Raw genomic sequence first — 25,344 nt, 5'->3', positions numbered from 1 at the left:
GTGCGCGGTCGAATTGCTGCGCTGCATGGTGACAACGGTGAACCTGGGTGATTACTCTCCGCTGCAACGCGATGGTAGCGCTACCAGTAGGACGGGGATCCAAGGTCCTGGGGCTGCCTTCTTTGCCGCGTGTTTGTCCTGGCAGGCTTGAAAAGCAAGTGTAAGTCGCGGCGTGCTCCAGCACCCGCGCTGTTCGGTTTGGAATGCGGGCCACGCCCGTGCGTGCCCCTGGGAGGGGGCGGTACATCCATTCGATCGTATGTCAGAGGGGACTTTCATGAGCACTTGCAGTTTCCGTGGCACCCAAGGCCCGAGGATCGGTTCATGAGCCGCACGTTGGCGAAGCTCCGGTCCAGGGCGATGTTCACCTTCGTGGGCGGCGCCCTGGTCATCAACCCCGCCTTTGCGCAGGACGCTGCACCGGCAACCGGCCAGCCGCCGCAGAGCCCGTCGCAGCCCACCCAGCTCGATGCCGTGCAGGTCACGGGCATACGCAACAGCCTGAGCCAGGCCATGGACATCAAGCGCGACTCGGCCGGCGTGGTCGACGCGATCAGTGCCGAAGACATCGGCAAGTTCCCCGACACCAATCTTGCAGAGTCGCTGCAGCGCATCACCGGCATCTCCATCGAGCGCCGTGATGGCGAGGGCGCACAGGTCACCGCGCGTGGCTTTGGTCCCCAGTTCAACATGGTCACGCTCAATGGCCGGCAGATGCCGGGGGCCGATGCCTTCGGTGCGTCCGGGCAGGTGGCCATCGGCGGTGTGGACGGCGGTACCCGCGCCTTCAATTTCGCGCAGCTGGCCGCCGAAGCGATCAATGGCATCGAGGTGTACAAGACCAGCCAGGCTCAGGTGCCCAGCGGCGGCATCGGCGCGACGATCAACATCCTGACCGCCCGTCCGCTCGATCACGCTGGCATCGTGGCCAATGCCGGCGCGAAGCTGGTGTCCGACCGCAGCCAGCCGTTCGACAATGACCTGACCCCGGAGCTGTCGGGCATCTTCAGTTACAGCAACCCCGAAAAGACCTTCGGCGTCAGCCTCAGTGCCAGCCAGCAGAAGCGCAAGGGCGGTTCGGTGCAGGCCACGGAGAACTACTGGAACGTGCAGCCGTGGACGGGGACGATGCCTGGCAACCCGGCCGTGGTGAATGCGCCGGCCATCGGCCAGCTCTACGCACGTCCCAACGACCTGCGTTATGCGTTCTCCGAGTTCGAGCGCGAACGCGTCAATGGCCAGGCGGTGCTGCAGTTCGCACCGACAGACAGCCTGACCCTGACCATGGACTACACCTACTCGACCAACGAGATCACCGAGAATCGTGGCGAGCAGGGCATGTGGCTGCAGAACAGCAACTACACCAATGTCCAGTTCGACACCTCCGGCGCGGTCGCCACCCCGGTCTACATCCGCGAGATCGCCGGCACCAAGGACTTCGGGCTGGAACAGCAGCGCAGCATGCAGGAGTACAAGCTGGGCTCGCTGGGCTTCAACGCGGTCTGGAATGTCAGCGACCGCTTCAAGCTCAGCTTCGATGCGCACAATTCGAAGAATGAAAGCCGCCCCAACGACCCGCTGACCGGCGGCGGCTCCATCTTCATGAGCATTGCCGGCACCAACAACTGCACCCGTGGCCCGCATTGCGGTGGCTCCTGGGTGCAGGAGCTGAACTTCAACAATGGCCTGCCGGTCGGCACCCAGGTCTGGTATCCCAGTACTGCCGATGCGATCGCCGGCACCAATGGCGTGGTCAACCCGGGCTTCCAGGAAGGCGAGATCGGCACCCAGGTGCTGCGTGTCAACGCGCAGACGCAGATCAGCGAGATCAAGCAGGCGCGCGTCGACGGCGAATGGAACTTCGACCACGGGCGCTTCCAGTTCGGCGTGGATGCCAACAAGTCCACCACCCACCGCATCCAGGCGGCCGAGGCCTATTCGACCCTGGGCGACTGGGGCGTGGCCAACGTGGACCGGGATACCGCCGGCGGCCTGATGGACCTGCTGCAGCCGGTCAGCATCGTCGGCCTGTTCGACGACTACAGTGCAAACAGCTGGCCGGCCTGGCGCGGCAATGCCGGGCAGCTGGCGCAATGGGCATCGCGCGAGTACGGCGTCGGCCTGGGTGTGAACCCGCAACGCGCGGCCGACAACTTCGTGGAAGAGAAGACCAAGGCGGCGTACTTCCAGGTGGAGCTGGACGGGGAACTGGGTGGCATGCGCACCAACACCCGCCTGGGCGTGCGCTATGAAACCACCGATGTGGTGTCGACCTCGGTCATTGCCGTCCCCGAGTCCATCGAGTGGCAGGCCAACAACGATTTCCGCATCGTGCTGTCCGATGAGCAGCAGCCCTTTACCGAGAAGGCGCGCTACAGCTACATCCTGCCCAACCTCGATTTCAGCATCGACCTCACCGAGGAACTGAAGGGCCGCGTTTCGTTCGGCAAGAGCATCGCCCGCGCGCCGTACGGCAACCTGTATGCAGGGCCCGGGGCGCAGCAGCCGTTCGGTTCGGTGCTGATCGATCCGTCGTCGCGCGCCTCGGGCAACTCGCAGAATCCGAGCCTGAAGCCGCTGGAATCGGACAACCTCGATCTGGGGCTGGAGTGGTACTTCGCCGACGCCAGCTATGTGTCATTGACCTATTGGAACAAGTCGGTCAGCAACTTCATCGGCAACACCGTCGTCCAGGAAAGCCTGTACGGCCTCACCGACCCGACCTCCGGGCCGGATGCGCGGGCGGCGCTGGACTTCCTGACCAGCGGCGCCTGCGTCGCCCAGGTCGGGCCGGCCAATGCCGCTGCCTGCTCGGCCAACGACACCTCGCTGTTCACCGCACTGGCGTTGCTGCGCAACAATCCCGCCGGCCTGGGTGCCTACAACGGCACCGATGCGCAGGTGCTGGCCACCGAGGCAGCCTACGACCTGCATGGGCAGGCCAACGATCCGCTCTACCAGTTCAACGTCAATCGCCCGATCAACCAGAACAAATCCAAGCTGCATGGCTGGGAGCTGGGCGGCCAGTACTTCTTCGGTGACACCGGCTTCGGCGTGCTGGCCAACTACACCGTGGTCAAAGGTGATGTCGGCTACAACAATGGCGGCGATCCGGGTATCGACCAGTTCTCGCTCACCGGCCTGAGCGACACTGCCAACGCGATGCTGATGTACGAGAAGTACGGGTGGTCGGTGCGCCTGGCATGGAACTGGCGCGACCAGTACCTGATCCTGGCCAACCAGGGCTCCAGCCGCAATCCGTACTATATGGAGCCGTACGAGCAATGGGATCTCAGCGTCAACTACGCGCTGGATGACCACTGGTCCTTCAGCCTGGAGGCGATCAACCTGACCGGCGAGGATGTGCGGTGGCGCTCGCGCACGTCGCAGATGATCGTCAAGCTGGCCGACCAGAGCCCGCGCTACATGCTGGGCGTACGCTACAAGTTCTGAGCCTGGTTGCCGATGCGTCCGGCACGGCACTGCTGCCCGCCAGCGGTGCCGTGCCGGGACGGTGTCGCCGCACCTGTCGCGCCTGCGCTACTCTGCCGGCCAGCCACCCCGCACTGGACTGGATACCCTGATGGCCCGCTATGAAATGCTCAACAACATCGCGCATCGGGACCTGACGGTCGCTACCGGATTCGGGCCACAGTTCGGCGATGCGGTGGGCATGGTGCCCGCCTATCCCAGCGAGTTTGCCGAACTGCAGCGCGAGTATCCGATCTTCCTGCGCCGGGAGACCGGGACCGGGGCGTGGCAGTCCGTCGCCCTGCTGGGCTTCGAGCAGCACGAAAACCTGTACCTGCAGGACGGACGCTGGAATGCCTCCTACCTGCCGGGCGCGGCCGCAAAAGGGCCGTTCCTGATCGGCTTCCAGGAGCACTACGTGGACGGCCTGCTCACCCAGGACGCGGTGATGCACGTCGACCTGGACCATCCGCGTGTCACCTCCGGCGGCGGTGAGCCGGTGTTCCTGCCACAGGGTGGAAACACGCCTTACCTGGACCACATCGCCGGGGTACTGCGCGGCATCCACGAGGGCAGCGCGTACGCGGCCACAATGTTCGCGATGCTCGACGACAGCGGCCTGATCCAGCCGGTCACGCTCGACGTGCAGGTCGCGCCGCATCACCGGGTGAGCGTGAGCGGACTGCATGGCATCGACCGGGAGCGCCTGGTGACGCTGGACAGCGCACGCCTGGCTGAACTGAACCGCGCCGGCTACCTGGAAGGCGCGTACCTGATGCTTGCGTCGTTGCACAACATGCGCCGCCTGATTGCCGAGAAGCAGCGCCGCCTCCGCGCCCAGGACGGCGCGGCGCAACCGGCCAGGAACTGACCGGTGCGCGCGAACCTGCCGCTGCCGGTTCTGGAAGGCGTCGATCCTGCCGAGCTGCCGCTGGCTGCCCTGGCGGAGGCGGGTGAACCGGTCGTGCTGCGGGGCATCGCCAGCGGTTGGCCACTGGTGCAGGCGGGCGTGCGCTCGGCGCAGGACGCGATGGCCTACCTGCGCAGCGTCGATGCGGGCGGGCCCATCCAGTATTCGTTCGGCGGCGCCGAGATCGAGGGCCGCCCGTTCTACAGCGCGGACTACACCCGGCTGAACTTCGACGTGCGGCGCGGCGTGCTGGCGCAGGTGCTGGAGGAGATCGCCACCACGCTGCAGTCCCCGCGGCCGCCGACCTACTACGTGGCCTCGCTGCCGATCGAGCGGGCACTGCGGCCGGCATTCGCGCAGGCCAACGACGCCGGGCTGGCGAAGCAGGGCATCGATGCCACGGCCAGCATCTGGATCGGCAACCGGGTGACGGCCTCGTGCCACTACGACATGCCCGACAATCTCGCCTGCTGTGCAGTGGGGCAGCGCGAGTTCACCCTGTTCCCGCCCGAGCAGATCGACAATCTGTATCCGGGCCCGCTCGATCCCACGCCCGGTGGCCAGGTGGTGAGCGTGGTGGACTTCGAGCGCCCCGACTTCGATCGGTACCCGCGTTTCCGGGAAGCGCTGGCGAACGCACGCAGCGCCGTGCTTGGGCCCGGCGATGCGATCTTCATTCCGGGGATGTGGTGGCACCATGTGCGCAGCCTGGCGCCGTTCAACGTGCTGGTGAACTACTGGTGGCGCCGTTCGCCGGCCTGGCTGGGATCTCCACTGTCGGCGCTGCACCACGCGATGTGGGCCGTGCGCGACCTGCCGGCGCGCGAAAAGCAGGCCTGGCAAGGGCTCTTCCAGTACTACGTATTCGGCCCCGGCGCGCGCGCCGGGCAGCACCTGCCTGACGCCGCGCGCGGGGATCTGGCACCGTTCGACGAGCCGCGCGCGCGCCGCATGCGCGCGATGCTGCTGGGCAGGCTCAACCGTTGAGAAGGAGCGCCGTAGTGGATACCGAGAGCACCCCCGCAGGACGCATCCGCAAGGTGGTCATTGCCGGCGGCGGCACCGCGGGATGGCTGGCCGGCTGTGCGCTGGCGCACCAGTTTCGTGACCAGCTGGAGATCACCCTGGTCGAGTCCGAGCAGATCGGCACCGTCGGCGTCGGCGAGTCCACCGTGCCGCCCATCCGCACGTTCCACCGCTTCCTGCAGATCGACGAGCAGGACTTCCTGCGCGCGGTGGCCGGCACCTTCAAGCTGTCGATTTCATTCGAGAACTGGCGCCTGCCGGGCGACCGCTTCTTCCACCCGTTCGGCACCATCGGCCACGGCACCTGGGCGGCACCGTTCCATCACTTCTGGCTGGACAGCCTGCGCCGCGGCATGCCCTCGGACCTGGGCGACTTCTGCCTGGAGAGCATTGCCTCGCGGGGCGACCGTTTCTCGTTGCAGACCCAGCCGCAGGCCAGCTACGCCTACCACTTCGATGCCGGGCTGTATGCGCGGTTCCTGCGCCGCAGGGCCGAGGGCCACGGCCTGCGCCGGATCGAAGGCAGGATCGCCCAGGTCCGGCAGCATGCGCATGACGGATCGGTGCAGGCGCTGGTGCTGGAGGACGGGCAGGTGATCGAGGGGGATCTGTTCATCGACTGCACCGGCTTCCGTGGCCTGCTGATCGAGCAGACGCTGGGCACCGGCTACGAGGACTGGCACGAGTGGCTGCCGTGCGACCGGGCCGTGGCCGTGCAGACCGAAGCGGTTGCGCCCCCTGTGCCCTATACCCGGGCGATCGCCCACGAAGCGGGATGGCGCTGGCACATCGCGCTGCAGCACCGGGTCGGCTGCGGGCTGGTGTATTCCAGCCGCCACCTGTCCGATGACGAGGCCACGGCGAAGCTGCTGCGCGATGTGGGGGCACCTCCCTTGCGCGACCCGTGGCAGGTGCCGTTCCGCAGCGGGCGTCGGCTGAAGGCCTGGAACAGGAACGTGGTGGCCCTGGGGCTGGCGAGCGGTTTCATCGAGCCCCTGGAATCGACCAGCATCCACCTGACGATCAGCGCGGTGGTGCGCCTGATCCAGTTGTTCCCGTTCGATGGGATCCGCGCGTCGCTGGTGCAGCTGTACAACGATGTCAGCCGGCAGGAAATGGAGCACGTGCGCGACTTCATCATCCTGCACTACCACGCCACGCAGCGCACCGAGCCGATGTGGAAGGCATGCCGCGAGATGCGCGTGCCCGAATCGCTGCAGCAGCGGTTGCAGGCGTGGCGCGAGCGTGCGCACGCCTGGCAGGACCCCGGCGAGCTGTTCCGCGTCGAGTCCTGGACCAGCGTGCTGCTCGGGCAGGGCATTCCGCCAGGCCCGCCGCATCCGCTGGCGCGGGCGGTGAGTGACGCCGATCTGCGCACCCTGTTGAAGGGCATCCAGCAGCCGGTGCAGCACGCCGCGGCGCAGATGCCGACCCAGGCAGAGTTCATCGCGCAGTACTGCAGGTCCGGCGCAGACGTGTGGCGTTCGATGGCGACGCCCGCGTAGCAGGCTTTTGCGTTGCAGCACGCTTTTTCCGCTGCAGCTGGTTACAGTGCGGAAACACCGCAGGCGATGACGCATGCGGTGGCAACGCGGGGGCCGGACAGCACGCCCCCTTTTTGAGTCCACGGAATGTTAGCGCTACCTTTTTGCTGATCGGAGGCGGTTTCGATGGGTCTGGTTGCAGGGATCGATGCAGGGACGCAGAGCCTGAAGGTGCTGGTCTACGACCCGCAGGCGCAAACGGTGGCCGCCGCCACCAGCGCGCTGCTCACGCTGGACAGCGCGGCCGACGGCAGCCGCGAGCAGGCGCCCGCCGATTGGGTAGCGGCCCTCCATGATTGTTTTGCCCGGATCGATCCCGCGCTGCGCGCACGCATCGTCGCGATGGCGGTCTCCGGCCAGCAGCATGGGTTCGTGCCGGTGGATGCGGCAGGCGAGGTGCTGGCGCCGGCCAAGCTGTGGTGCGACACCAGCACCTCGGCCGAATGCGCGCAGATCATGGACGCCGTGGGTGGGGTACGCCGCACCATCGCGCTCGCGGGCAACCCGATCCTGGCCGGCTATACCGCATCCAAGCTGCCCTGGACCCGGACCCACCGTGCCGACGCCTACGCACGGCTGGCGACCATCCTGCTGCCGCATGATTACCTCAATTTCGTGTTGACCGGCCAGCGGTTCTGCGAGCATGGCGATGCGTCCGGAACCGGCTGGCTGGACGTGCGCACACGCACGTGGTCGCAGGCGCTGCTGCGCGCGACCGATCCTGATCGCGACCTGGCCGCCTGCCTGCCGCCCATCGCATCACCCGATGCGCTGTTCGATATCGCGCCTGCTGCGGCAGCCGCGCTGGGGCTGCCAGCGACGGTGAAGGTTGCCGTTGGCGGCGGCGACAACATGATGGCCGCGATCGGCACGGGCTGCGTCACCGAAGGACGCCTGGCGATGAGCCTGGGAACGTCTGGAACGCTGTTTGCCTACTCCGGATCGCCGGTGATCGATGCCGACGGCGCCTGGGCCGCGTTCTGCTCGTCCACGGGGGGATGGCTGCCGCTGATCTGCACCATGAACTGCACCGTGGCGACCGAACAGGTCGCCCGTGCCTTCGGCTTCAGCACGCGCGACGGCGATGCGCACCTGCGCGCGACGCCACCGGGAGCAGGCGGGCTGTTGATGCTGCCCTTCCTCAATGGCGAACGTACGCCGGACCTGCCGCTCGGCAAGGGCGTGCTGGCCGGCCTGGACACTGCCAATTTCACCCCGGCGCACCTCTACCGCGCCGCCATGGAGGGCGCGACCTACAGCCTGAAGTACGGCTACGACGCCTTCGTCCGCGCCGGCATGCAGTTCGATCGCATCGTGCTCACCGGCGGCGGCAGCAACAGCGCGGCCTGGCGTCAACTGGTGGCCGATGTGTTCGGCCTGCCCGTGGACGTTCCGGTGCAGGCCGAAGGCGCGGCGTTTGGCGCGGCATTGCAGGCGCTGTGGGCGCTCGCCCGATCGCAGGGCAACGCCACTTCGATCAGCGACATCACCGTACGGCACGTCACCGTCGATCCCGCGCTGTCCGCGCGCCCGGATCCGGATCGCAGCGATGCCTATGCACGGGCCTACGCACGCTTCCTCAGTCACCTTGATGCCATCACGCCGCTGCAGCGCGGCTGATGGCTCCTCCACGACACCCCGTACAACGACAGGAGCACGCACCATGAGCACGCAGCCCTTCATCGGCGCCAAGGAGTACTTCCCCGGCATCGACCGCATTCCGTTCGAGGGCAAGGGCTCGGACAATCCGCTTGCCTTCAAGGTCTACGATGCCCACCGGGTCATCGGCGGCAAGACCATGCAGGAGCACCTGCGCTTCGCCGTGTGCTACTGGCACACCTTCTGCAATGCCGGGCACGACCCGTTCGGCCCGGGTACCCGGCAGTTCCCGTGGGAGGCGGGCTCGCCGCTGGCCACGGCCGAAGCGAAAGTGGACGCGGCGTTCGAGTTCTTCACCAAGCTGGGCGTGCCGTACTGGTGCTTCCACGACATCGACCTGGCGCCGGATGCCGATGACATCGGCCAGTACCAGAAGAACCTCACGCACATGGTGGGCCTGGCCAAGGCGCGCCAGGACGCCACCGGCGTCAAGCTGCTGTGGGGCACGGCCAACCTGTTCTCGCACCCGCGCTACATGAACGGTGCATCGACCAATCCCGATTTCGCCGTGGTCGCGCGCGCCGCGGTGCAGGTCAAGGCTGCACTGGAAGCGACGGTCGAGCTGGGCGGCGAGCATTACGTGTTCTGGGGCGGACGCGAGGGCTATGCATCGCTCGCCAATACCCAGATGAAGCGCGAGATCGAGCACTTCGCGCGTTTCCTCACCCTGGCCCGCGACTACGGTCGCAGCATCGGCCTGAAGGGCAACTTCCTCATCGAGCCCAAGCCGATGGAGCCGATGAAGCACCAGTACGACTTCGACAGCGCCACGGTGGTGGGCTTCCTGAAGGAGCATGGGCTGGACAAGGACTTCAAGCTCAACATCGAGGCCAACCACGCCACGTTGTCCGGGCACACCTTCGAGCACGATCTGCAGGTCGCCTCGGATCATGGCCTGCTCGGCAGCATTGATGCCAACCGCGGCAACGCGCAGAACGGCTGGGACACCGACCAGTTCCCCAGTGATCTGTACGACACCGTGGGCGCGATGCTGGTCGTGCTGCGCCAGGGTGGGCTGGAGGGCGGGTTGAACTTCGATGCCAAGGTGCGCCGCGAGTCGACCGACCTGGAGGATCTGTTCATTGCCCATATCGGCGGCATGGACGCCTTCGCACGCGGGCTGGAGGTCGCCCATGCACTGCTGACCGAATCGCCGTGGGAGCAATGGCGCAAGGAGCGCTACGCGAGTTTTGACAGCGGCGCCGGCCAGGAGTTCGAGCGCGGCACGCTCAGCCTGCCGGACCTGGCGGGCCTGGCCGCCCGCCTCGGCGAACCGCGCCAGGCCAGCGGCAAGCAGGAGCGTTACGAAAACCTGCTCAACCAGTACCTGCTGCGCTGAGCGCGGCAGGCAGGCCAACGGCGGCAACGGTGCACTCAAGGGGACGGGGATGAACCAGGCAGCAGGCAGCGGGGAGAACACCCGGCTGATCGTACTGATCAGCGTGGTAGCGACGATTGGCGGTTTTCTGTTCGGCTTCGACAGCGGTGTGATCAATGGCACCCAGGATGGCCTGCACCAGGCGTTCCGGTCCGGTGAATGGATGCAGGGGTTCGAGATCGCGTCGATGCTGCTGGGCTGTGCGGTGGGCGCGTTCAGTGCCGGCCGCCTGGCCGACCGCCTCGGCCGCCGCAACGTGCTGATCCTGTCGGCGGTGATGTTCCTGCTGTCGGCACTCGGTGCCGGGGCGGCGGTCTCGTCGGGCTGGTTCATTGCGGCGCGAGTGGTGGGCGGATTCGCGGTCGGCGCGGCGAGCGTGATCTCGCCGGCCTACATTGCCGAGGTCGCTCCGGCCCGCTATCGCGGCCGCCTGGCCACGGTGCAGCAGATCGCCATCATCACCGGGCTCACCGCTGCCTTCCTGTCCAACTACCTGCTGGCGGCCGCAGCGGGCGCGTCGACCGAGCCGCTGTGGGCCGGGCAGGCCGCCTGGCGCTGGATGTTCTGGATGCAGGCCGCGCCGTCGCTGGTGTTCCTGCTGCTGTTGCTGACCATTCCTGAGAGCCCGCGCTACCTGGTGGTGAAGCGGCGCAAGGACGACGCGCTGCGCGTGCTCACCCGGCTGCTCGGCAGCGACAAGGCCCGCGCCACGCTCGAAGAGATCGATGCCTCGCTGTCCAACGACCACCATCGCCCGCGCCTGTCCGACCTGAAGAGCCGGGCGACCGGGCGGATCCGCCCGATCGTGTGGGTCGGCGTCGGCCTGGCCTGCTTCCAGCAGCTGGTCGGCATCAACGTGGTGTTCTATTACGGCGCGGTGCTGTGGCAGGCGGTCGGGTTCTCCGAGAACGACGCACTGCTGATCAACGTGCTGTCCGGCGCGCTGAGCATCGGTGCCTGCGTGGTCACGGTGCTGCTGATCGACCGGATCGGCCGCAAGCCGTTGCTGTGGTTCGGCTCGGCCGGGATGTCGCTGTCACTGGCACTGGTGGTGGTGGCCTTTGCCAGCGGTTCGCTGGCCGACGGGCACCTGCAGCTGCCCGGTCGCATGGGCACGCTGGCACTGGTGGCGGCCAATGCCTACGTCGTGTTCTTCAACCTGTCCTGGGGGCCGGTGATGTGGGTGATGCTGGGCGAGATGTTCCCGAACCAGATCCGCGGTTCGGCCCTGGCGGTCGCCGGCGCGGCGCAATGGACGTCCAACTTCGTGGTGACGGTGACGTTCCCGATGCTGCTGGCTGCGGCCGGGCTGGCGGCCACCTACGGCATCTACCTGGTGGCGGCGATCATCTCGGTGATTTTCGTGGTGCGGCATGTGCACGAGACCAAGGGCAAGGAACTGGAGCAGATGGAAGGATGAGCACCATGGCATTGCAGACCTCCGTATCCCGCACCGGCGTGCTGGTCGCCGTGCTGGCGCTGGCATTGCTGGGCTGCCACGGCCAGGACCGGCCCGCCGCCACTGCGGCAACCGGCAGCGACCCGTGGCCGCAGGTCACCTGGCCACTGGCCGAGGATCCTGCCCTGGAGAAGCGGATCACCGACCTGATGGCCGGCATGACGGTGGAGGAAAAGGTCGGCCAGCTCGTGCAGGGCGACATCGCCAGCCTCACTCCCGATGACGTGCGGCGCTACCGCCTCGGTTCGATCCTGGCCGGTGGCAATTCCGACCCGGGTGGCCGCTACGACGCGTCACCGGCCGAATGGCTGGCGCTGGCCGATGCGTTCTATGACGCGTCCATGGATACCTCCAACGGCGGCAAAGCCATTCCAGTGCTGTTCGGCATCGATGCCGTGCATGGGCAGAGCAACATCATTGGCGCCACGTTGTTCCCGCACAACATCGGGCTGGGTGCCACGCGCAATCCGGAGCTGCTGCGGCAGATCGGTGGCATCACCGCCCTCGAGACCCGCGTCACCGGCATGGAGTGGACGTTCGCGCCGACCGTTGCGGTACCCCAGGATGATCGCTGGGGCCGCACCTACGAGGGCTATTCGGAATCGCCCGAGGTGGTGGCCAGCTACGCGGGGGCCATGGTGGAGGGATTGCAGGGCAGGGTAGGGACGCCCGAGTTTCTCGATGGCCGTCATGTGATCGCGTCGGTGAAGCACTTCCTCGGCGATGGTGGCACCACCGGCGGCAAGGACCAGGGTGACACGCGCATCAGCGAGCCCGACCTGGTGCGCATCCATGCGGCCGGATATCCCCCGGCGATCGCCGCCGGCGCGCAGACGGCCATGGCCTCCTTCAACAGCGTCAACGGTGAAAAGATGCACGGGCACCGGCATTACCTCACCGACGTGCTCAAGGGGCGCATGCAGTTCGGTGGCTTCGTGGTCGGTGACTGGAACGGCCATGGCCAGGTCAAAGGCTGCACCACCACGGACTGCCCGGCCACCATCAACGCTGGCCTGGACATGGCGATGGCGTCGGACAGCTGGAAGGGCTTCTACGAGACCACGCTGGCGGCGGCGAAGGACGGGGGGATTTCGTCGCAGCGCCTGGATGACGCGGTGCGCCGCATCCTGCGCGTCAAGTTCCGCCTCGGCCTGTTCGAAGCGGGCCGGCCGTCGTCGCGGGCCGTTGGCGGCCAGTTCGCACTGATCGGCGCGCCCGAGCATCGCGCGGTGGCCCGCCAGGCGGTACGCGAATCGCTGGTGCTGCTGAAGAACCAGAACGGCCTGCTGCCGCTGTCGCCGAAGCAGCGGATCCTGGTGGCCGGCGACGGCGCCGACGATGTCGGCAAGCAGGCCGGCGGCTGGACGCTCAACTGGCAGGGCACCGGTACCACCCGCAAGGACTTTCCCAACGCGGACTCGATCTACGAGGGCATCGCGCGGCAGGCCACGGCGGCCGGCGGTGAGGCCGTGCTTGCCGTTGACGGCCGCTACGCGGTGAAGCCCGACGTGGCCGTGGTGGTGTTTGGCGAAGACCCCTATGCCGAGTTCCAAGGGGACCGGCCCACCTTGGCCTACAAGCCGGGCGACGAGACGGACCTGGCGCTGCTCAGGCGGCTCAAGGCCGAGGGCATCCCGGTCGTTGCGGTCTTCCTGAGCGGGCGGCCGCTGTGGGTGAACCGGGAACTCAACGCCGCCGATGCCTTCGTGGCCGCCTGGCTGCCGGGCTCGGAAGGCGGCGGCATCGCCGATGTGCTGCTGCGCGGGGCCGATGGCCGCGTGCAGCACGATTTCAAGGGCAGGCTCGGTTTCAGCTGGCCGCGTACCGCTACGCAGTACGCCAACAACGTGGGCCAGAAGGACTACGACCCGTTGTTCGCATTCGGCTTCGGCCTGACCTATGCCGACAAGGGCGACCTGCCCGTGCTGCCCGAGGCGTCGGGCCTCACCGACAACGAAGGCGCGTCCGGCGTGTTCTTCGCGCGCGGTGACGCGGGCCCCGGCATGGCGCTGCGGATCGAGGATGCGGCAGGGCAGGGGTTGAACGTGACCCGCGTGCCGGATGCCTTGCCCGGCGACCGGTTGAAGATCACCGGCGTGGATCACCTGGCCCAGGAAGACGGGCGGCGGCTGGCGTGGTCGGGCAACGGCGAGGCTGTCGTCGCGCTGCAGTCGCACACGCCACTGGACCTGCAGCGCGAGGCCAACGGTGACCTGATGCTGTTGACCACGTTGCGCGTTGATGCGGCACCGCGTGGCCAGGCATGGCTGTCGGTAGGCTGTGGTGCCGGCTGTTCGGCGCGGATCGCCATCGCGCCCACCTTGGCCGCCATGCCGGCGGGCCAGTGGACGCGGGTAGGTGTTCCGCTGAAATGCCTGGCCGCGGCCGGTGCGAAGCTGGATGCGCTCGACCGGCCCTGGGCGCTGGCCACGGCCGGCACCATGACGCTCTCGGTGTCCCGCGTCGCCCTGGGGGCATTGAACGAGGCGCAGGTCACGGTGCGCTGCGATGCGCGATGATCATCCGCACCGCAGCCATCGCTGCCGGTACATGCACCGCGGGGCCACGCGCGTGAGCCAGCCGCGAGCGCTATCGGGGCTTGGGCGGCGCGGCGACCGAATCACGTGCGATCAGCCGGTGCGGCACCACGTGGTCGCGCAGCACGGGCGTATCGCCACTGGGACGGCGGATGGTGCGCAGCAGGATGTCGATCGCCGCGTTGGCCATGAAGGCGATCGGCTGGTGGATCGTGGTCAGTTCCGGCCACACGGTGGTTGCGGCCGAGGTGTCATCGAAGCCGACCACCGACAGGTCGCGCGGGACGTCCAGTCCGCGCCGATGCGCCACCGAAATGGCGGCGGCGCCCATGTCGTCGTTGCTGGCGAAGATCGCCGTCGGCGGCCGGCGCTGGGACAGCAGTTTTTCGGCTGCGGCCAGGCCGGACCGGTAGGTATAGTCGCCGTGCTGGACCAGGCCGGGTTCCACCGCCAGCCCCGCCTCGCGCAGCGCCGTGACGAAGCCGTCGTAGCGCAGCGCACTCGCGCTCAGGTCAGTGCGTCCGCGGATGAAGCCGATACGGGTGTGCCCCTGGCGGAGCAGGTGCTCGGTCATTTCCCTGCCGGCGCTGAAATCGTCGATGCGGACACAGGACAGGGCGTCGCTCAGGCGACCCGATGCGATGGCCACCACCGGAATGCCTGCCTTGACCAGTTCGCTTACCGCGGCCTGCGATTCGCACAGGGGCGGCGGCAGGATCACCCCGTCGACGCGCCCGGCAAGCGCACGCGCCGCCTTGCGCTCGGACTCGGCATCCAGGTTGTCCCAGTAGTCGATGACCAGCTGGAGCGCGGAACTGGACGCGACGCGCAGCAGCCCCACCAGCAGCTCGCGCAGGTAGGCGCCGCTGGGGTTGGTATAGATCAGGGCAATGCGCGTGTGCTGCGCGGCGGCCAGCGAACTGGCGGCAAGATTGGGCGTATAGCCCAGCTCGCGCACGGCGCGCAGCACGCGCTCGCGGGTGACGTCACGCACCTTGCCCTGGTTGATCACCCGCGACACGGTCATCGGCGAAACGCCGGCAAGGGCCGCAACCTCGTCGATGGTCACGCCTGCGGTTCTGCGGCGAACCGACTTCTTCGGCTTGTCCAATGCACGATCCCTTTGGTCTTGGTGGCGCTGCCGCGCCGGTGCGCGGGACGATGATGAACCGTCGCGGGCCCGGCCGTAGTCTACAAAGGCGCATGTTAACGCCGTTGTTCCGCGCTGTCGGCAAGCGGCTGTGCGCCCTCCTGGCGCTGCTGGCGTGCGCCGGCGGCGTGCACGCGGAGGACGGCTACGCATTGTGGATGCGTTACGTGCCGGTTGCCCCGGCGGTCGCCGCCGAGTACCGGCTGCAACTGTCGGAGGTGGTTGCGCCGGACCGCACGCCGGTCCAGCGTGCCACCCGCGATGAGCTGGCGCGCAGCCTGCCAGGCTTGCTGGGATCGACCCCGCCGATGCGGACGGCGATCAGCGCCGGCCATGCCCTGGTGCTGGGTACGCCGCAGTCCTCGGCCCTGGTCGCCGGGTTTGGCAAGGAGATCGCCACGCTGGGCGACGACGGGTTCCTGATCCGGCGGGTCCGGATCGACGGACGCGATGTGCTGCTGGTGGCGGCGCGCGGGGACGTCGGCGTGTTGTATGGCACGTTCCATCTGCTGCGCCTGCTGCAGCGTGGCACGTCGCTGCTGGGGCTGGAGGTGCGTGAGTCGCCACGGGTCGCCCTGCGTGTGCTCGACCATTGGGACAACCTGGATCGCTACGTCGAGCGCGGCTATGCGGGCAGCTCGCTGTGGGACTGGCAGACCCTGCCGCACTGGCAGGATCCGCGCTACACCGATTACGCGCGGGCCAACGCCTCGCTCGGCATCAACGGCACCGTCCTGAACAACGTCAATGCCAGCGCCCTCAGCCTGTCGCCGGCCTATCTGGCCAAGGCGGCCGCGTTGGCCGACCTGTTCCGTCCCTACGGCATCCGGGTGTACCTGAGCGCGCGTTTCAGTGCGCCCATCGAGTTGGGCGGGCTGGCGACCGCCGATCCGTTCGACCCGGGTGTACAGCGCTGGTGGCGCGACAAGGTCGATGAGATCCATGCGCTCATTCCGGATTTCGGCGGCTTCCTGGTCAAGGCAAACTCGGAGGGGCAACCCGGCCCGCAGGACTACGGTCGTTCCCACGCCGACGGTGCCAACCTGCTGGCCGACGCACTGGCGCCGTACAACGGCGTGGTGATGTGGCGGGCCTTCGTGTACTCGCACGAAGTGCCCGACGATCGCGCCAAGCAGGCGTACAGCGAATTCGTCGGGCTCGACGGTGCCTTCCGCCCCAACGTGATCGTGCAGGTGAAGAACGGCCCCATCGACTTCCAGCCGCGCGAGCCGTTCCATCCGCTGTTCGGCGCCATGCCACGCACGCCGCTGATGCTGGAACTGCAGATCACCAAGGAGTACCTGGGCTTCGCGACACACCTGGTGTATCTGGGAACGCTCTACCAGGAAGTGCTGCAGGCCGACACCCATGCCCGCGGCGAAGGCTCCACGGTCGCCCGCGTGGTTGATGGCTCGCTGGAGGGGCATGCGCTGACCGGCATCGCCGGCGTCGCCAACATCGGCGTGGACCGCACCTGGAGCGGCTCGCATTTCGACCAGGCCAACTGGTATGCGTTCGGGCGACTGGCCTGGGATCCACGGCAGTCCGCGCGCGGCATCGCCGAGGACTGGGCCGCGCTGACCTTCTCGCCCGACCCGCAGGTGACCGGCCCGATCGTGCGGATGATGATGGACTCGCGCGAGGCGGCGGTGGATTACATGACGCCGCTGGGCCTGCATCACCTGATGGCGCGCGGCCATCACTACGGCCCTGGCCCCTGGGTGGACGGGGGCCCGCGCGCGGACTGGACGTCGGTGTACTACCACCGCGCAGGCCGCGACGGCATTGGTTTCGACCGCAGCGCCCGCGGAAGCAACGCGGTGGGCCAGTATGCGCCGCAGGTGGCCGAGGTCTATGGCGACCCGGCGCGGGTGCCCGAGTCGCTGCTGCTGTGGTTCCATCATGTGCCGTGGGATCACCGCATGCGCTCGGGCAGGACGCTCTGGGACGAACTGGTCGGGCGCTATTCGCGCGGCGTGCGCCAGGTGCAGTCGATGCAGGCGACCTGGGCAGGCCTGCGCGACCGGATCGATCCGCAGCGGCACCGGCACGTTGCTGCGTTCCTGCAGATCCAGCGCGACGAAGCGCAATGGTGGCGTGATGCCAGCGTGGCGTACTTCCAGTCACTCAGCGGACGGCCGCTGCCAGCCGGCGAACGGCCACCGCCGCATCCGTTGGCGTACTACCAGGCGTTGCAGTTTCCTTTCGCACCCGGGGATGGGCGATGAGCCGGATCGGATGGGCCGCGCGTGCGGCGGCGTTGATGGTGCTGGCGTGGCCTGCCGTGCCGGTCGCGGCCGCTGAAACGGCAGGGTTGCTGCACCCGCTGTTCCAGGACCACGCGGTCCTGCAGCGTGACCAGCCGATCGCCGTCTGGGGCCAGGCCCGGGCCGGGGAGGTGGTGTCGGTGACCTTCGCCGGCCAGGCGGTGACCACCCACGCCGACGCCACGGGCCGGTGGCAGGCGACGCTGCCTGCCACCGGCGCAGGCGGGCCATACACCCTGGAGGCCGCCGCCGGGCCCCGGCGTGAGTCAGTGCGCGATGTGCTGGTCGGCGACGTCTGGTTGTGCGCGGGCCAGTCGAACATGGAACTTCCGGTGTGGCGCTCGCTCAACGCAGCCAGCGAGATCGCCGCGGCCACGATCCCACGCATCCGGCTGTTCACTGTGCCGCACGCCGCGGCCGTGCAGGCACAGGCGCATTTCAACGGTCGTGTCGCATGGGCGCCGGCAACGCCCGATGCGGTCCGCGACTTCTCGGCGGCCTGCTTCTACTTCGCCCGCGAGCTGCAGCGCACGGTCGACGTGCCGATGGGGCTGATCCAGGCGGCGTGGGGCGGCTCGCGGATCGAGGCCTGGACCCGTGTCGATGCACTTCGAGGGCAGGGCGGCATGGACGAGTCCCTCGATATCCTCGCGCGCTCCGCGCGTGATCCGCTGGCGGCACGCGCAGCCTGGGGCCGCTACTGGCAGCACTGGTGGGCCACGCGTGAGGGCGCGCTGCCCGGCGACGCACCTTGGCGCGCGGACACCGATGACCGCGGATGGTCGCGCGCACCGGCGGCGTTGGGGGCGTGGGAGCGGTGGAACGTGCCCGCGCTTGCCGACTACAACGGCATGGTCTGGTATCGAACGCAGGTGGTGCTGAGCGCTGGACAAGCTGCACGCGGCGCGACCCTGGAGCTGGGATCGGCCGACGAGGCGGACGTGACCTGGGTGAACGGCGTTGCCGTGGGCAGCCAGTACGGCGCCGGCGAGAGGCGCTACCCGTTGCCCCGCGGCCTGTTGAAGGCAGGCTTGAACAGCGTTGCGGTCAACGTGCTCGACACCTACGGCGAAGGTGGCCTGGCGGGCCCCGCGACGGCACACGGCCTGCGGCTCGACAACGGTGAGCGGGTGGTACTGCAGGCGCCGTGGAAGTACCGGGTGGCGCCGGGCCGACAGGCGCCGCCATTTGCCCCCTGGCAGGCCGCCACCGGGCTGTCGACGCTGTACAACGGGATGATCGCGCCGCTCGGCGGCGTCGGGCTGCGCGGCATGCTCTGGTATCAAGGGGAATCGAACACCGGCGAGGGCGCGACGTATGCGCTGCGCCTGCGTGCGCTGCGCGACGACTGGCGGCGGAAGTTCGGCGCACGCCTGCCCCTGTTGCTGGTGCAGCTGGCCGGTTATGGCCAGCCACCGGTTGCGCCGGCCGACAGCGGCTGGGCACAGGTGCGCGAGGCGCAGCGGCGGGTCGCGGCCGAAGATGCGCAGAGCGGGCTCGCCATCGCCATCGACATCGGCGATGCCTACGACATCCATCCACCGAACAAGCAGGAGCTCGGGCGCCGCCTCGCGCGCGTGGCGCGCCACGTCGTATACGGCGAGCAGGACGTGGCCCCTTCAGGTCCGCGGGCGGTCACCGCGGTGCGGACGCCCGCGGGCGTGGCCATTGCGTTCGAGGACGTCGACGGCGCACTCACCGCGACCGGCGCGGTGGGTCCGATCGGCTTTGAACTCTGCGGGTCGGAGCGCGATACCCGCCACTGCGAGTACGGCGACGCTGCACTGGAGGGTCACCGGGTGCTGCTGCGCGGCCCGCTGTCGAGGCGTGCAACGCATGTCCGCTACTGCTGGGCCGATGGCCCGGTGTGCACGCTGCGCGATCGCAGCGGGGCGCCGGCAGGCCCCTTTGAACTTCCCATTGCCGAAGCCGAGACGCGACGATGATGACGTTGTCCAAGCAGTCCCCTCCGGCCCGCGACAGGGCCGGCCTGAGGTCACTGGTGCGCCCCCTGCTGGCGGCGGTACTCCTGCTGTCGGCCGCAACCAGCCCGGCCAGCGCGCCGCCGGACGCACCGCCGGTGTACTTCGACTGGTTTGAATACCGCGGCCACGACGCGGCGTTCGACACGCCGCTGCCGGCCGGCCACTACCGCAATCCAGTGCTGGCCGGCTTCCATGCCGATCCCAGCATCGTGAGCGCGAACGGCCGGTTCTACCTGGTCAATTCCAGCTTCACGTACTTCCCGGGCATTCCGGTATTCGAGAGTGCCGACCTGGTGCACTGGAAGCAGATCGGCAATGTGATCGAGCGGCCGACGCAGCTGGACTTCGACGGGTTGAGCGTCTCCCGCGGCATCTTCGCCCCCACCATCGAGTACCGCGATGGGGTCTTCTACGTGGTCACCACGGCCACCGACAGTGGCGGCAACTTCATTGCCACCGCGCGCGACCCGGCCGGGCCGTGGTCGGACCCGCACTGGCTGCCCGGCATCGACGGCATCGATCCATCACTGTTCTTCGATGACGACGGCAAGGTGTACCTGATCAACAACGACGCACCGCCCGGCACACCCCGCTATGACGGCCACCGCGCGATCTGGATGCAGCAGATCGATCTGGCCGCCTTCCAGCCGGTGGGGCCGCGACGGGTGCTGGTCGACGCGGGCGTGGAGCCAGCGAAGAACCCGATCTGGATCGAAGGCCCCCACATCTACAAGCGCCAGGGCTGGTATTACCTGTCCGACGCCGAAGGCGGCACCGGGCCGCAGCACTCGCAGGTGGTGCTGCGCAGCCGCACCGTGTGGGGCCCGTATGTCCCCTACGCGGGCAATCCGATCCTGACCCAGCGCGAGCTGCCCGACGACCGACCGCTGCCGATCACCAATGCCGGCCATGCCGACCTGGTCGAAGGCCCGGATGGTTCGTGGTGGGCGGTGTTCCTGGCCAGCCGCAACTATCAGAAGCGCCACTACAACACCGGGCGCGAGACCTATCTGCTGCCGGTGCGCTGGCAGGACGGCTGGCCACGGATCCTGCCGACCGACCAGGCCATCCCCTACGTGGTCAAGGCGCCGTCGTGGATGCAGGGCGAGGCATCCCAGGCTCCCTCGACCGGCAACTTCGTCGAGCGCGACAACTTTGATGGCCCGACGCTTGATCGGCAGTGGCTGCGCGTGCGGGTGCCCAAGCATGCCTGGGCCGACCTGGTCACGCGTCCGGGAATGCTGGCCGTGCATCCGCTTGCCGAGGACCTGGACACGCTGCGCAATCCGGCGTTCCTTGGCCGACGCCAGCAGCACCTGCAGTTCGAGGCGAGCACCGCGATGAGCCGCCCCGGGCCTGGCGTGGCGGCCGGCCTGGCCGCGTTCCAGAGCGAGGCGTACTGGTATTTCCTGGGCGTTCGCAGCCTGCCGGACGAGCGGCTTGCGCTGTTCCTGGAAGTCCGTGACGGCGGTGGCAGTACGCGCACACTGGCCACCCGCGAAGTGCGGGCACCGGAGGCGTTGCTGCTGAGGATTGCCGGCAACGAGGGTGACTACACGTTCTCGTTCGACACTGGCGACGGGCAGGGCTGGCAGCTGCTCGCAGGCAAGGTGGATGGCACCGTTCTGAGTACGGACCGGGCAGGCGGCTTCGTAGGCGCACTGCTGGGTCCCTTTGCGCGCGATGAGCGCACCGGGAGGAGCAAATGAAGTTGCCGTCACTGTCCATCGCCGCCCGTCGCAGCAGGTTGCACGGCCTGCCGCTCCTGGTCGTCCTGGCATGCATGGCGACCGTCGCGTCGGCGGCATCGCCGCAGCCCTGGCTGGATCCTTCGGCCAGCTTCGAGCAACGGGCCGCCGCACTCGTCGCGCAGATGACGCTGGAAGAGAAGGCCGCGCAGATGCAGAACGCTGCGCCGGCGATCGAACGCCTGGGGGTACCCGCCTACGACTGGTGGAACGAGGGACTGCACGGCGTGGCACGGGCAGGGCAGGCCACGGTCTTTCCGCAGGCAATCGGCCTGGCCGCGACCTTCGACGTGCCGTTGATGGGGCAGGTGGCCACGACCATCAGCGAGGAGGCCCGCGCGAAGCACCACCAGTTCCTCCGCGAAGGCGCACACGGGCGTTACCAGGGGCTGACCTTCTGGTCGCCGAACGTCAACATCTTCCGCGACCCGCGCTGGGGTCGTGGACAGGAAACCTATGGCGAGGATCCCTATCTCACCGCCCGCATGGGCGTGGCCTTCGTGCGCGGCCTGCAGGGCGACGACCCGGTCTACCGCAAGCTGGACGCCACCGCCAAGCATCTGGCGGTGCACAGCGGCCCGGAAGCCGACCGCCATCACTTCGACGCGCGCCCTAGCCGTCGTGACCTCTACGACACCTACCTGCCGGCGTTCGAAGCGCTGGTCAAGGAAGGCGATGTGGATGCGGTCATGGGCGCCTACAACCGCGTGTACGGCGAGTCCGCCAGCGCCAGCCGCTTCCTGCTGCGTGATGTGCTGCGGCGCGACTGGGGCTTCAAGGGCTATGTGGTCTCGGACTGCTGGGCCATCGTCGACATCTGGAAGCACCACCGTATCGTCGCCACGCGCGAAGCCGCCGCGGCGCTGGCGGTCAGGAACGGCACCGAGCTGGAATGTGGCCAGGAGTACGCCACGCTGCCTGCCGCAGTGCGCCAGGGGCTGACCAGCGAAGCGGAGATCGACGATGCGGTGACGCGCCTGTTCACCGCACGGATGCGACTGGGCATGTTCGATCCGCCGGAGCGGGTGCGCTGGGCGCGCATTCCGGCGTCGGTGAACCAGGCCCCGGCCCATGATGCGCTGGCTCTCAAGGCCGCGCAGGCGTCGCTGGTGCTGCTGAAGAACGACGGCATCCTGCCGCTCTCGCGCGACCTCAAGCGCATTGCCGTGGTCGGACCCACCGCCGACGACACCATGGCACTGCTCGGCAACTACTTCGGCACACCGGCGGCGCCGGTCACGATCCTGCAGGGCATACGCGAGGCGGCCAAGGGCGTCGAGGTGCGCTATGCCCGCGGCGTGGACCTGGTGGAAGGGCGCGACGATCCCGGTGCCACGCCGCTGATCGAGCCAACCTTCCTGCGGCCATCGGCGGACTCGCCCGAGCGTGGCCTGCGCGGCGAGTACTTCCGCACGCCAGACCTGTCCGGCACTCCGGCCCTGGTGCGTACCGACGCGCAGATCGGCTTCCGTTGGGACCGCGGCTCGCCGACCGACAACCTGCTGGCGCGCGGCGAAGCGGCACCGGGGCAGGGGATCCCGAACGACCGCTTCAGCATCCGCTGGAGCGGCCAGCTGCTGCCGCCGGTGTCCGGCCGCTATCGTCTGGAGGTGGCCGGCGACGATGGCTACCGGCTGTATCTGGACGGCAAGCGCGTGATCGATCACTGGGTAAACAGTGACCGGCTGCATGCCGAGGGCATTGAACTCGACCTGCAGGCCGGGCGGGCCTATGAGCTGAAGCTGGAGTACTACGACGACCAGCGCGATGCCGGCGTGCGCCTGGGCTGGCGGATGCCCGGCGCCAAGGCGCCGTTCGATGAAGCGCTCGATGCCGCACGCGATGCCGACGTGGTGGTGTTCGTCGGTGGCCTTACCGGCGATGTCGAAGGCGAGGAGATGACCGTCAACTATCCCGGCTTTGCCGGCGGTGACCGCACCGATCTGCGGCTGCCTGCGCCCCAGCGCACCCTGCTGGAGGCCCTGCACGGCACCGGCAAGCCGGTGGTGATGGTGCTCACCGGCGGTTCGGCCATCGCCGTGGACTGGGCGCAGGCACACCTGCCGGCGATCCTGATGAGCTGGTACCCGGGCCAGCGCGGCGGCACTGCCGTCGGCCAGGCGCTGTTCGGCGACATCAATCCGGCGGGTCGCTTGCCGGTCACCTTCTACAAGGCCGGCGAAGTGATGCCGGCGTTCGACGACTACGCCATGGAGGGCCGCACCTACCGCTACTTCCGCGGTACCCCGCTGTATCCGTTCGGCCACGGGCTGTCGTACACGCGGTTCGAGTACGGAGACCTCCGCCTGGATGCGGATGCGATCCGCGCCGACGGCCACCTGCGCGTGCAGGTGGACGTGGCGAACGCCGGCAGCCGCGCCGGTGACGAGGTGGTGCAGCTGTATGTACGACGCGAGCGCGGCAGCACGGCCGACACCCTGCAGGAGCTGCGCGGCTTCCAGCGTGTCCACCTGGCTCCGGGCGAAAGCCGCACGGTGGCATTCACCCTGGAGGCGCCGCAGGCGCTGCGCCACTATGACGACGCCCGCGCCGCGTACGTGGTGCGGCCGGGTGCCTACGAGGTCAGGGTCGGGGCGTCCAGTGCGGATGTGCGTGCGCAGGGCAGGTTCACGGTGGTGCCCACGCATGACTGATCGTCACCGCCGGCCTCTCCCATCCGTTCAGATCCCTTTTCCAGGACGTCCGCTGCATGGCAAGCACTGAACACGCGCTATCGGTACCCGAAAAGCTCGGCTACAGCCTGGGCGATCTCGCGGCCAACCTGATCTTCCAGACCCTGATCACCTATCTGGCGTTCTTCTACACCGACGTCTATCGCCTGCCGGCTGCTACGGCGGCAACGATCATCTTCGTGGTCGGCCTGCTTGGCGCATTCGTGTTCACCCCGTTGATCGGCATCGCGGCCGACCGCACGTCCACGCGCTGGGGGCGCTTCCGCCCGTGGATCCTGTGGACGGCCATTCCGTTCGGCGTGCTGTCACTGCTGGCGTTCAGTACACCGGACCTGGGCGAACGTGGAAAGGTGGTCTACGCGCTGACCACCTACGCGCTGCTGGTCTGCGTCTACGCTGCGAACAACCTGCCGTACTCCGCGTTGAGCGGTGTACTGACCGGCAGCATGGCCCAGCGCAATAGCCTCTCGGCCTACCGGTTCGTGGCCGTGATGATCGCGCAGTTCATCATCCAGGTGCTGTTGATGCCACTGGTGCTGATCCTGGGGGACGGCGACCGGGTGCGCGGCTTCGAACAGGTGATGACCGCGTTCGCCATCATCGGCACGTTGTTCTTCCTGATCACCTTCGCCACCACCCGTGAACGCATCGTGCCGACCCGCGAGCAGAGTGGCGGCGTACTGCAGGACCTGTCCGACCTGCTGCACAACCGGCCGTGGCAGGTGATGCTCGCGCTGACCGTGCTGGTGTTCATCAACCTGGCGCTGAAAGGCGGCAGCTACATCTATTACTTCCAGTACTACATGAGTGAAGCGGCACTGGCCGCATTCCTGCAGGATTCGGGATTCAATGGGCTGATCGGCGGCTTGAACGCCGGCCTGGCCCGTGCCGGCTTTGCGGCATTCACCTGGCCCACGGATGCCGCCACCTCGGCTTTCAGCCTGTTCAATGCCTGCGGCATCCTCTGCATGATCCTGGGCATCGGCCTGTCGCGACGGCTCGCCGACCGCTTCGGAAAGCGCGATGTCTTTGGCGGCGCGCTGTTCGTCTCGACGTTGTTCCTGCTCGCCTTCTACTTCTTCCCGCCCACTGCGGTCGCCGTGGCCTTCGGCGCCTTCATGCTGCATGGCTTCTGCTACGGCATCACCATCCCGCTGCTGTGGGCGATGATCGCGGACGTAGCGGATTACTCCGAGTGGAAGAACCACCGCCGCGCCACTGCGATCATCTTCTCGGCGATGCTGTGCGGCCTGAAGATCGGCCTCAGCGTGGGCGGTGCACTGGTGGCCGCCATTCTTGCCCACTACGGCTACCAGGCGGGCCTGGCACAGCAGCCCGAGGCGGTGGTGGAAGGCATACGGCTGACCGTCAGCGTCTACTGCGCCATTCCCTTCCTGCTCGCGGTGGCGCTGCTGTTCGCCTACGAGATCGACAAGCGTGCCGAAACCCGCATCGAACAGGATCTCCTGCTGCGTCGCCGCTCCGCCGACGCCTCCGCTTAACTCCAAGATGACGAC

The 25,344-nt window shown here is 68.1% G+C and carries 14 protein-coding genes; 13 read left to right on the top strand and 1 reads right to left on the bottom strand.

All coding sequences use genetic code 11. From position 1 onward, the window contains the following. Window positions 1-324: 324 nt before the first annotated feature. The 8 genes from LRM18_RS03060 to LRM18_RS03025 all read left to right on the top strand — a co-directional run bounded on the left by LRM18_RS03060 (window position 325) and on the right by LRM18_RS03025 (window position 13,966). On the top strand, window positions 325-3,453 hold the full coding sequence (locus LRM18_RS03060; protein WP_270950978.1) for a TonB-dependent receptor: 3,129 nt from the start codon (window positions 325-327) through the stop codon (window positions 3,451-3,453). A 130-nt stretch (window positions 3,454-3,583) separates the two neighbouring features. Continuing rightward, complete coding sequence (locus LRM18_RS03055) at window positions 3,584-4,342, top strand: SapC family protein (RefSeq protein ID WP_206632350.1); 759 nt, start codon at window positions 3,584-3,586, stop codon at window positions 4,340-4,342. A gap of 3 nt (window positions 4,343-4,345) precedes the next feature. Continuing rightward, entirely contained in the window at window positions 4,346-5,368 is a 1,023-nt protein-coding gene (locus LRM18_RS03050; protein WP_270950975.1) for a cupin-like domain-containing protein, read from the top strand. Between the two features lie 14 nt (window positions 5,369-5,382). After that, window positions 5,383-6,912, top strand: coding sequence for a tryptophan halogenase family protein (locus LRM18_RS03045; RefSeq protein ID WP_057494812.1), 1,530 nt, complete (start codon window positions 5,383-5,385; stop codon window positions 6,910-6,912). Between the two features lie 165 nt (window positions 6,913-7,077). Further along, window positions 7,078-8,571 (top strand): xylulokinase, encoded by a 1,494-nt coding sequence (gene xylB, locus LRM18_RS03040; RefSeq protein WP_270950973.1) that lies wholly within the window; start codon window positions 7,078-7,080, stop codon window positions 8,569-8,571. A gap of 43 nt (window positions 8,572-8,614) precedes the next feature. Then, complete coding sequence (xylA, locus tag LRM18_RS03035; RefSeq protein WP_270950971.1) at window positions 8,615-9,949, top strand: xylose isomerase; 1,335 nt, start codon at window positions 8,615-8,617, stop codon at window positions 9,947-9,949. A gap of 49 nt (window positions 9,950-9,998) precedes the next feature. Beyond that, window positions 9,999-11,408 carry a sugar porter family MFS transporter gene (locus LRM18_RS03030; RefSeq protein ID WP_049467277.1) on the top strand — a complete coding sequence of 470 codons (1,410 nt, stop codon included), beginning with the start codon at window positions 9,999-10,001 and terminating at the stop codon, window positions 11,406-11,408. Next, entirely contained in the window at window positions 11,405-13,966 is a 2,562-nt protein-coding gene (locus LRM18_RS03025; RefSeq protein ID WP_270950968.1) for an exo 1,3/1,4-beta-D-glucan glucohydrolase, read from the top strand. The genes LRM18_RS03030 and LRM18_RS03025 overlap by 4 nt, the downstream gene beginning before the upstream one ends. Before the next feature lie 70 nt (window positions 13,967-14,036). On the opposite strand, the gene LRM18_RS03020 is transcribed toward LRM18_RS03025, so the two are convergent. Continuing rightward, window positions 14,037-15,095: a LacI family DNA-binding transcriptional regulator gene (locus LRM18_RS03020; RefSeq protein ID WP_049467279.1), complete on the bottom strand. Its 1,059-nt coding sequence runs from the start codon at window positions 15,093-15,095 to the stop codon at window positions 14,037-14,039. Window positions 15,096-15,187: 92 nt separating this feature from the next. Here LRM18_RS03020 and LRM18_RS03015 point away from each other — a divergent pair, with 92 nt between their 5' ends. The 5 genes from LRM18_RS03015 (at window position 15,188) to LRM18_RS02995 (ending at window position 25,329) form a co-directional block, all read left to right on the top strand. Further along, complete coding sequence (locus tag LRM18_RS03015; protein ID WP_270950965.1) at window positions 15,188-17,362, top strand: alpha-glucuronidase family glycosyl hydrolase; 2,175 nt, start codon at window positions 15,188-15,190, stop codon at window positions 17,360-17,362. Further along, window positions 17,359-19,347, top strand: coding sequence for a sialate O-acetylesterase (locus tag LRM18_RS03010; protein ID WP_270950964.1), 1,989 nt, complete (start codon window positions 17,359-17,361; stop codon window positions 19,345-19,347). Before LRM18_RS03015 ends, LRM18_RS03010 begins: the two co-directional genes overlap by 4 nt. A gap of 53 nt (window positions 19,348-19,400) precedes the next feature. Next, window positions 19,401-21,095 (top strand): glycoside hydrolase family 43 protein, encoded by a 1,695-nt coding sequence (locus LRM18_RS03005; RefSeq protein WP_270951437.1) that lies wholly within the window; start codon window positions 19,401-19,403, stop codon window positions 21,093-21,095. Between the two features lie 74 nt (window positions 21,096-21,169). After that, entirely contained in the window at window positions 21,170-23,788 is a 2,619-nt protein-coding gene (locus LRM18_RS03000; RefSeq protein ID WP_270951435.1) for a glycoside hydrolase family 3 protein, read from the top strand. Between the two features lie 56 nt (window positions 23,789-23,844). Further along, window positions 23,845-25,329 carry an MFS transporter gene (locus LRM18_RS02995; protein WP_270950962.1) on the top strand — a complete coding sequence of 495 codons (1,485 nt, stop codon included), beginning with the start codon at window positions 23,845-23,847 and terminating at the stop codon, window positions 25,327-25,329. Window positions 25,330-25,344 lie beyond the last annotated feature (15 nt).

It is taken from the genome of Stenotrophomonas sp. PI_27 (assembly GCF_027854495.1).
GTDB lineage: Bacteria > Pseudomonadota > Gammaproteobacteria > Xanthomonadales > Xanthomonadaceae > Stenotrophomonas > Stenotrophomonas pavanii.
The sequence above is the reverse complement of the archived record's forward strand: the minus strand, read 5'-3'. Positions and strand labels throughout refer to the sequence as shown.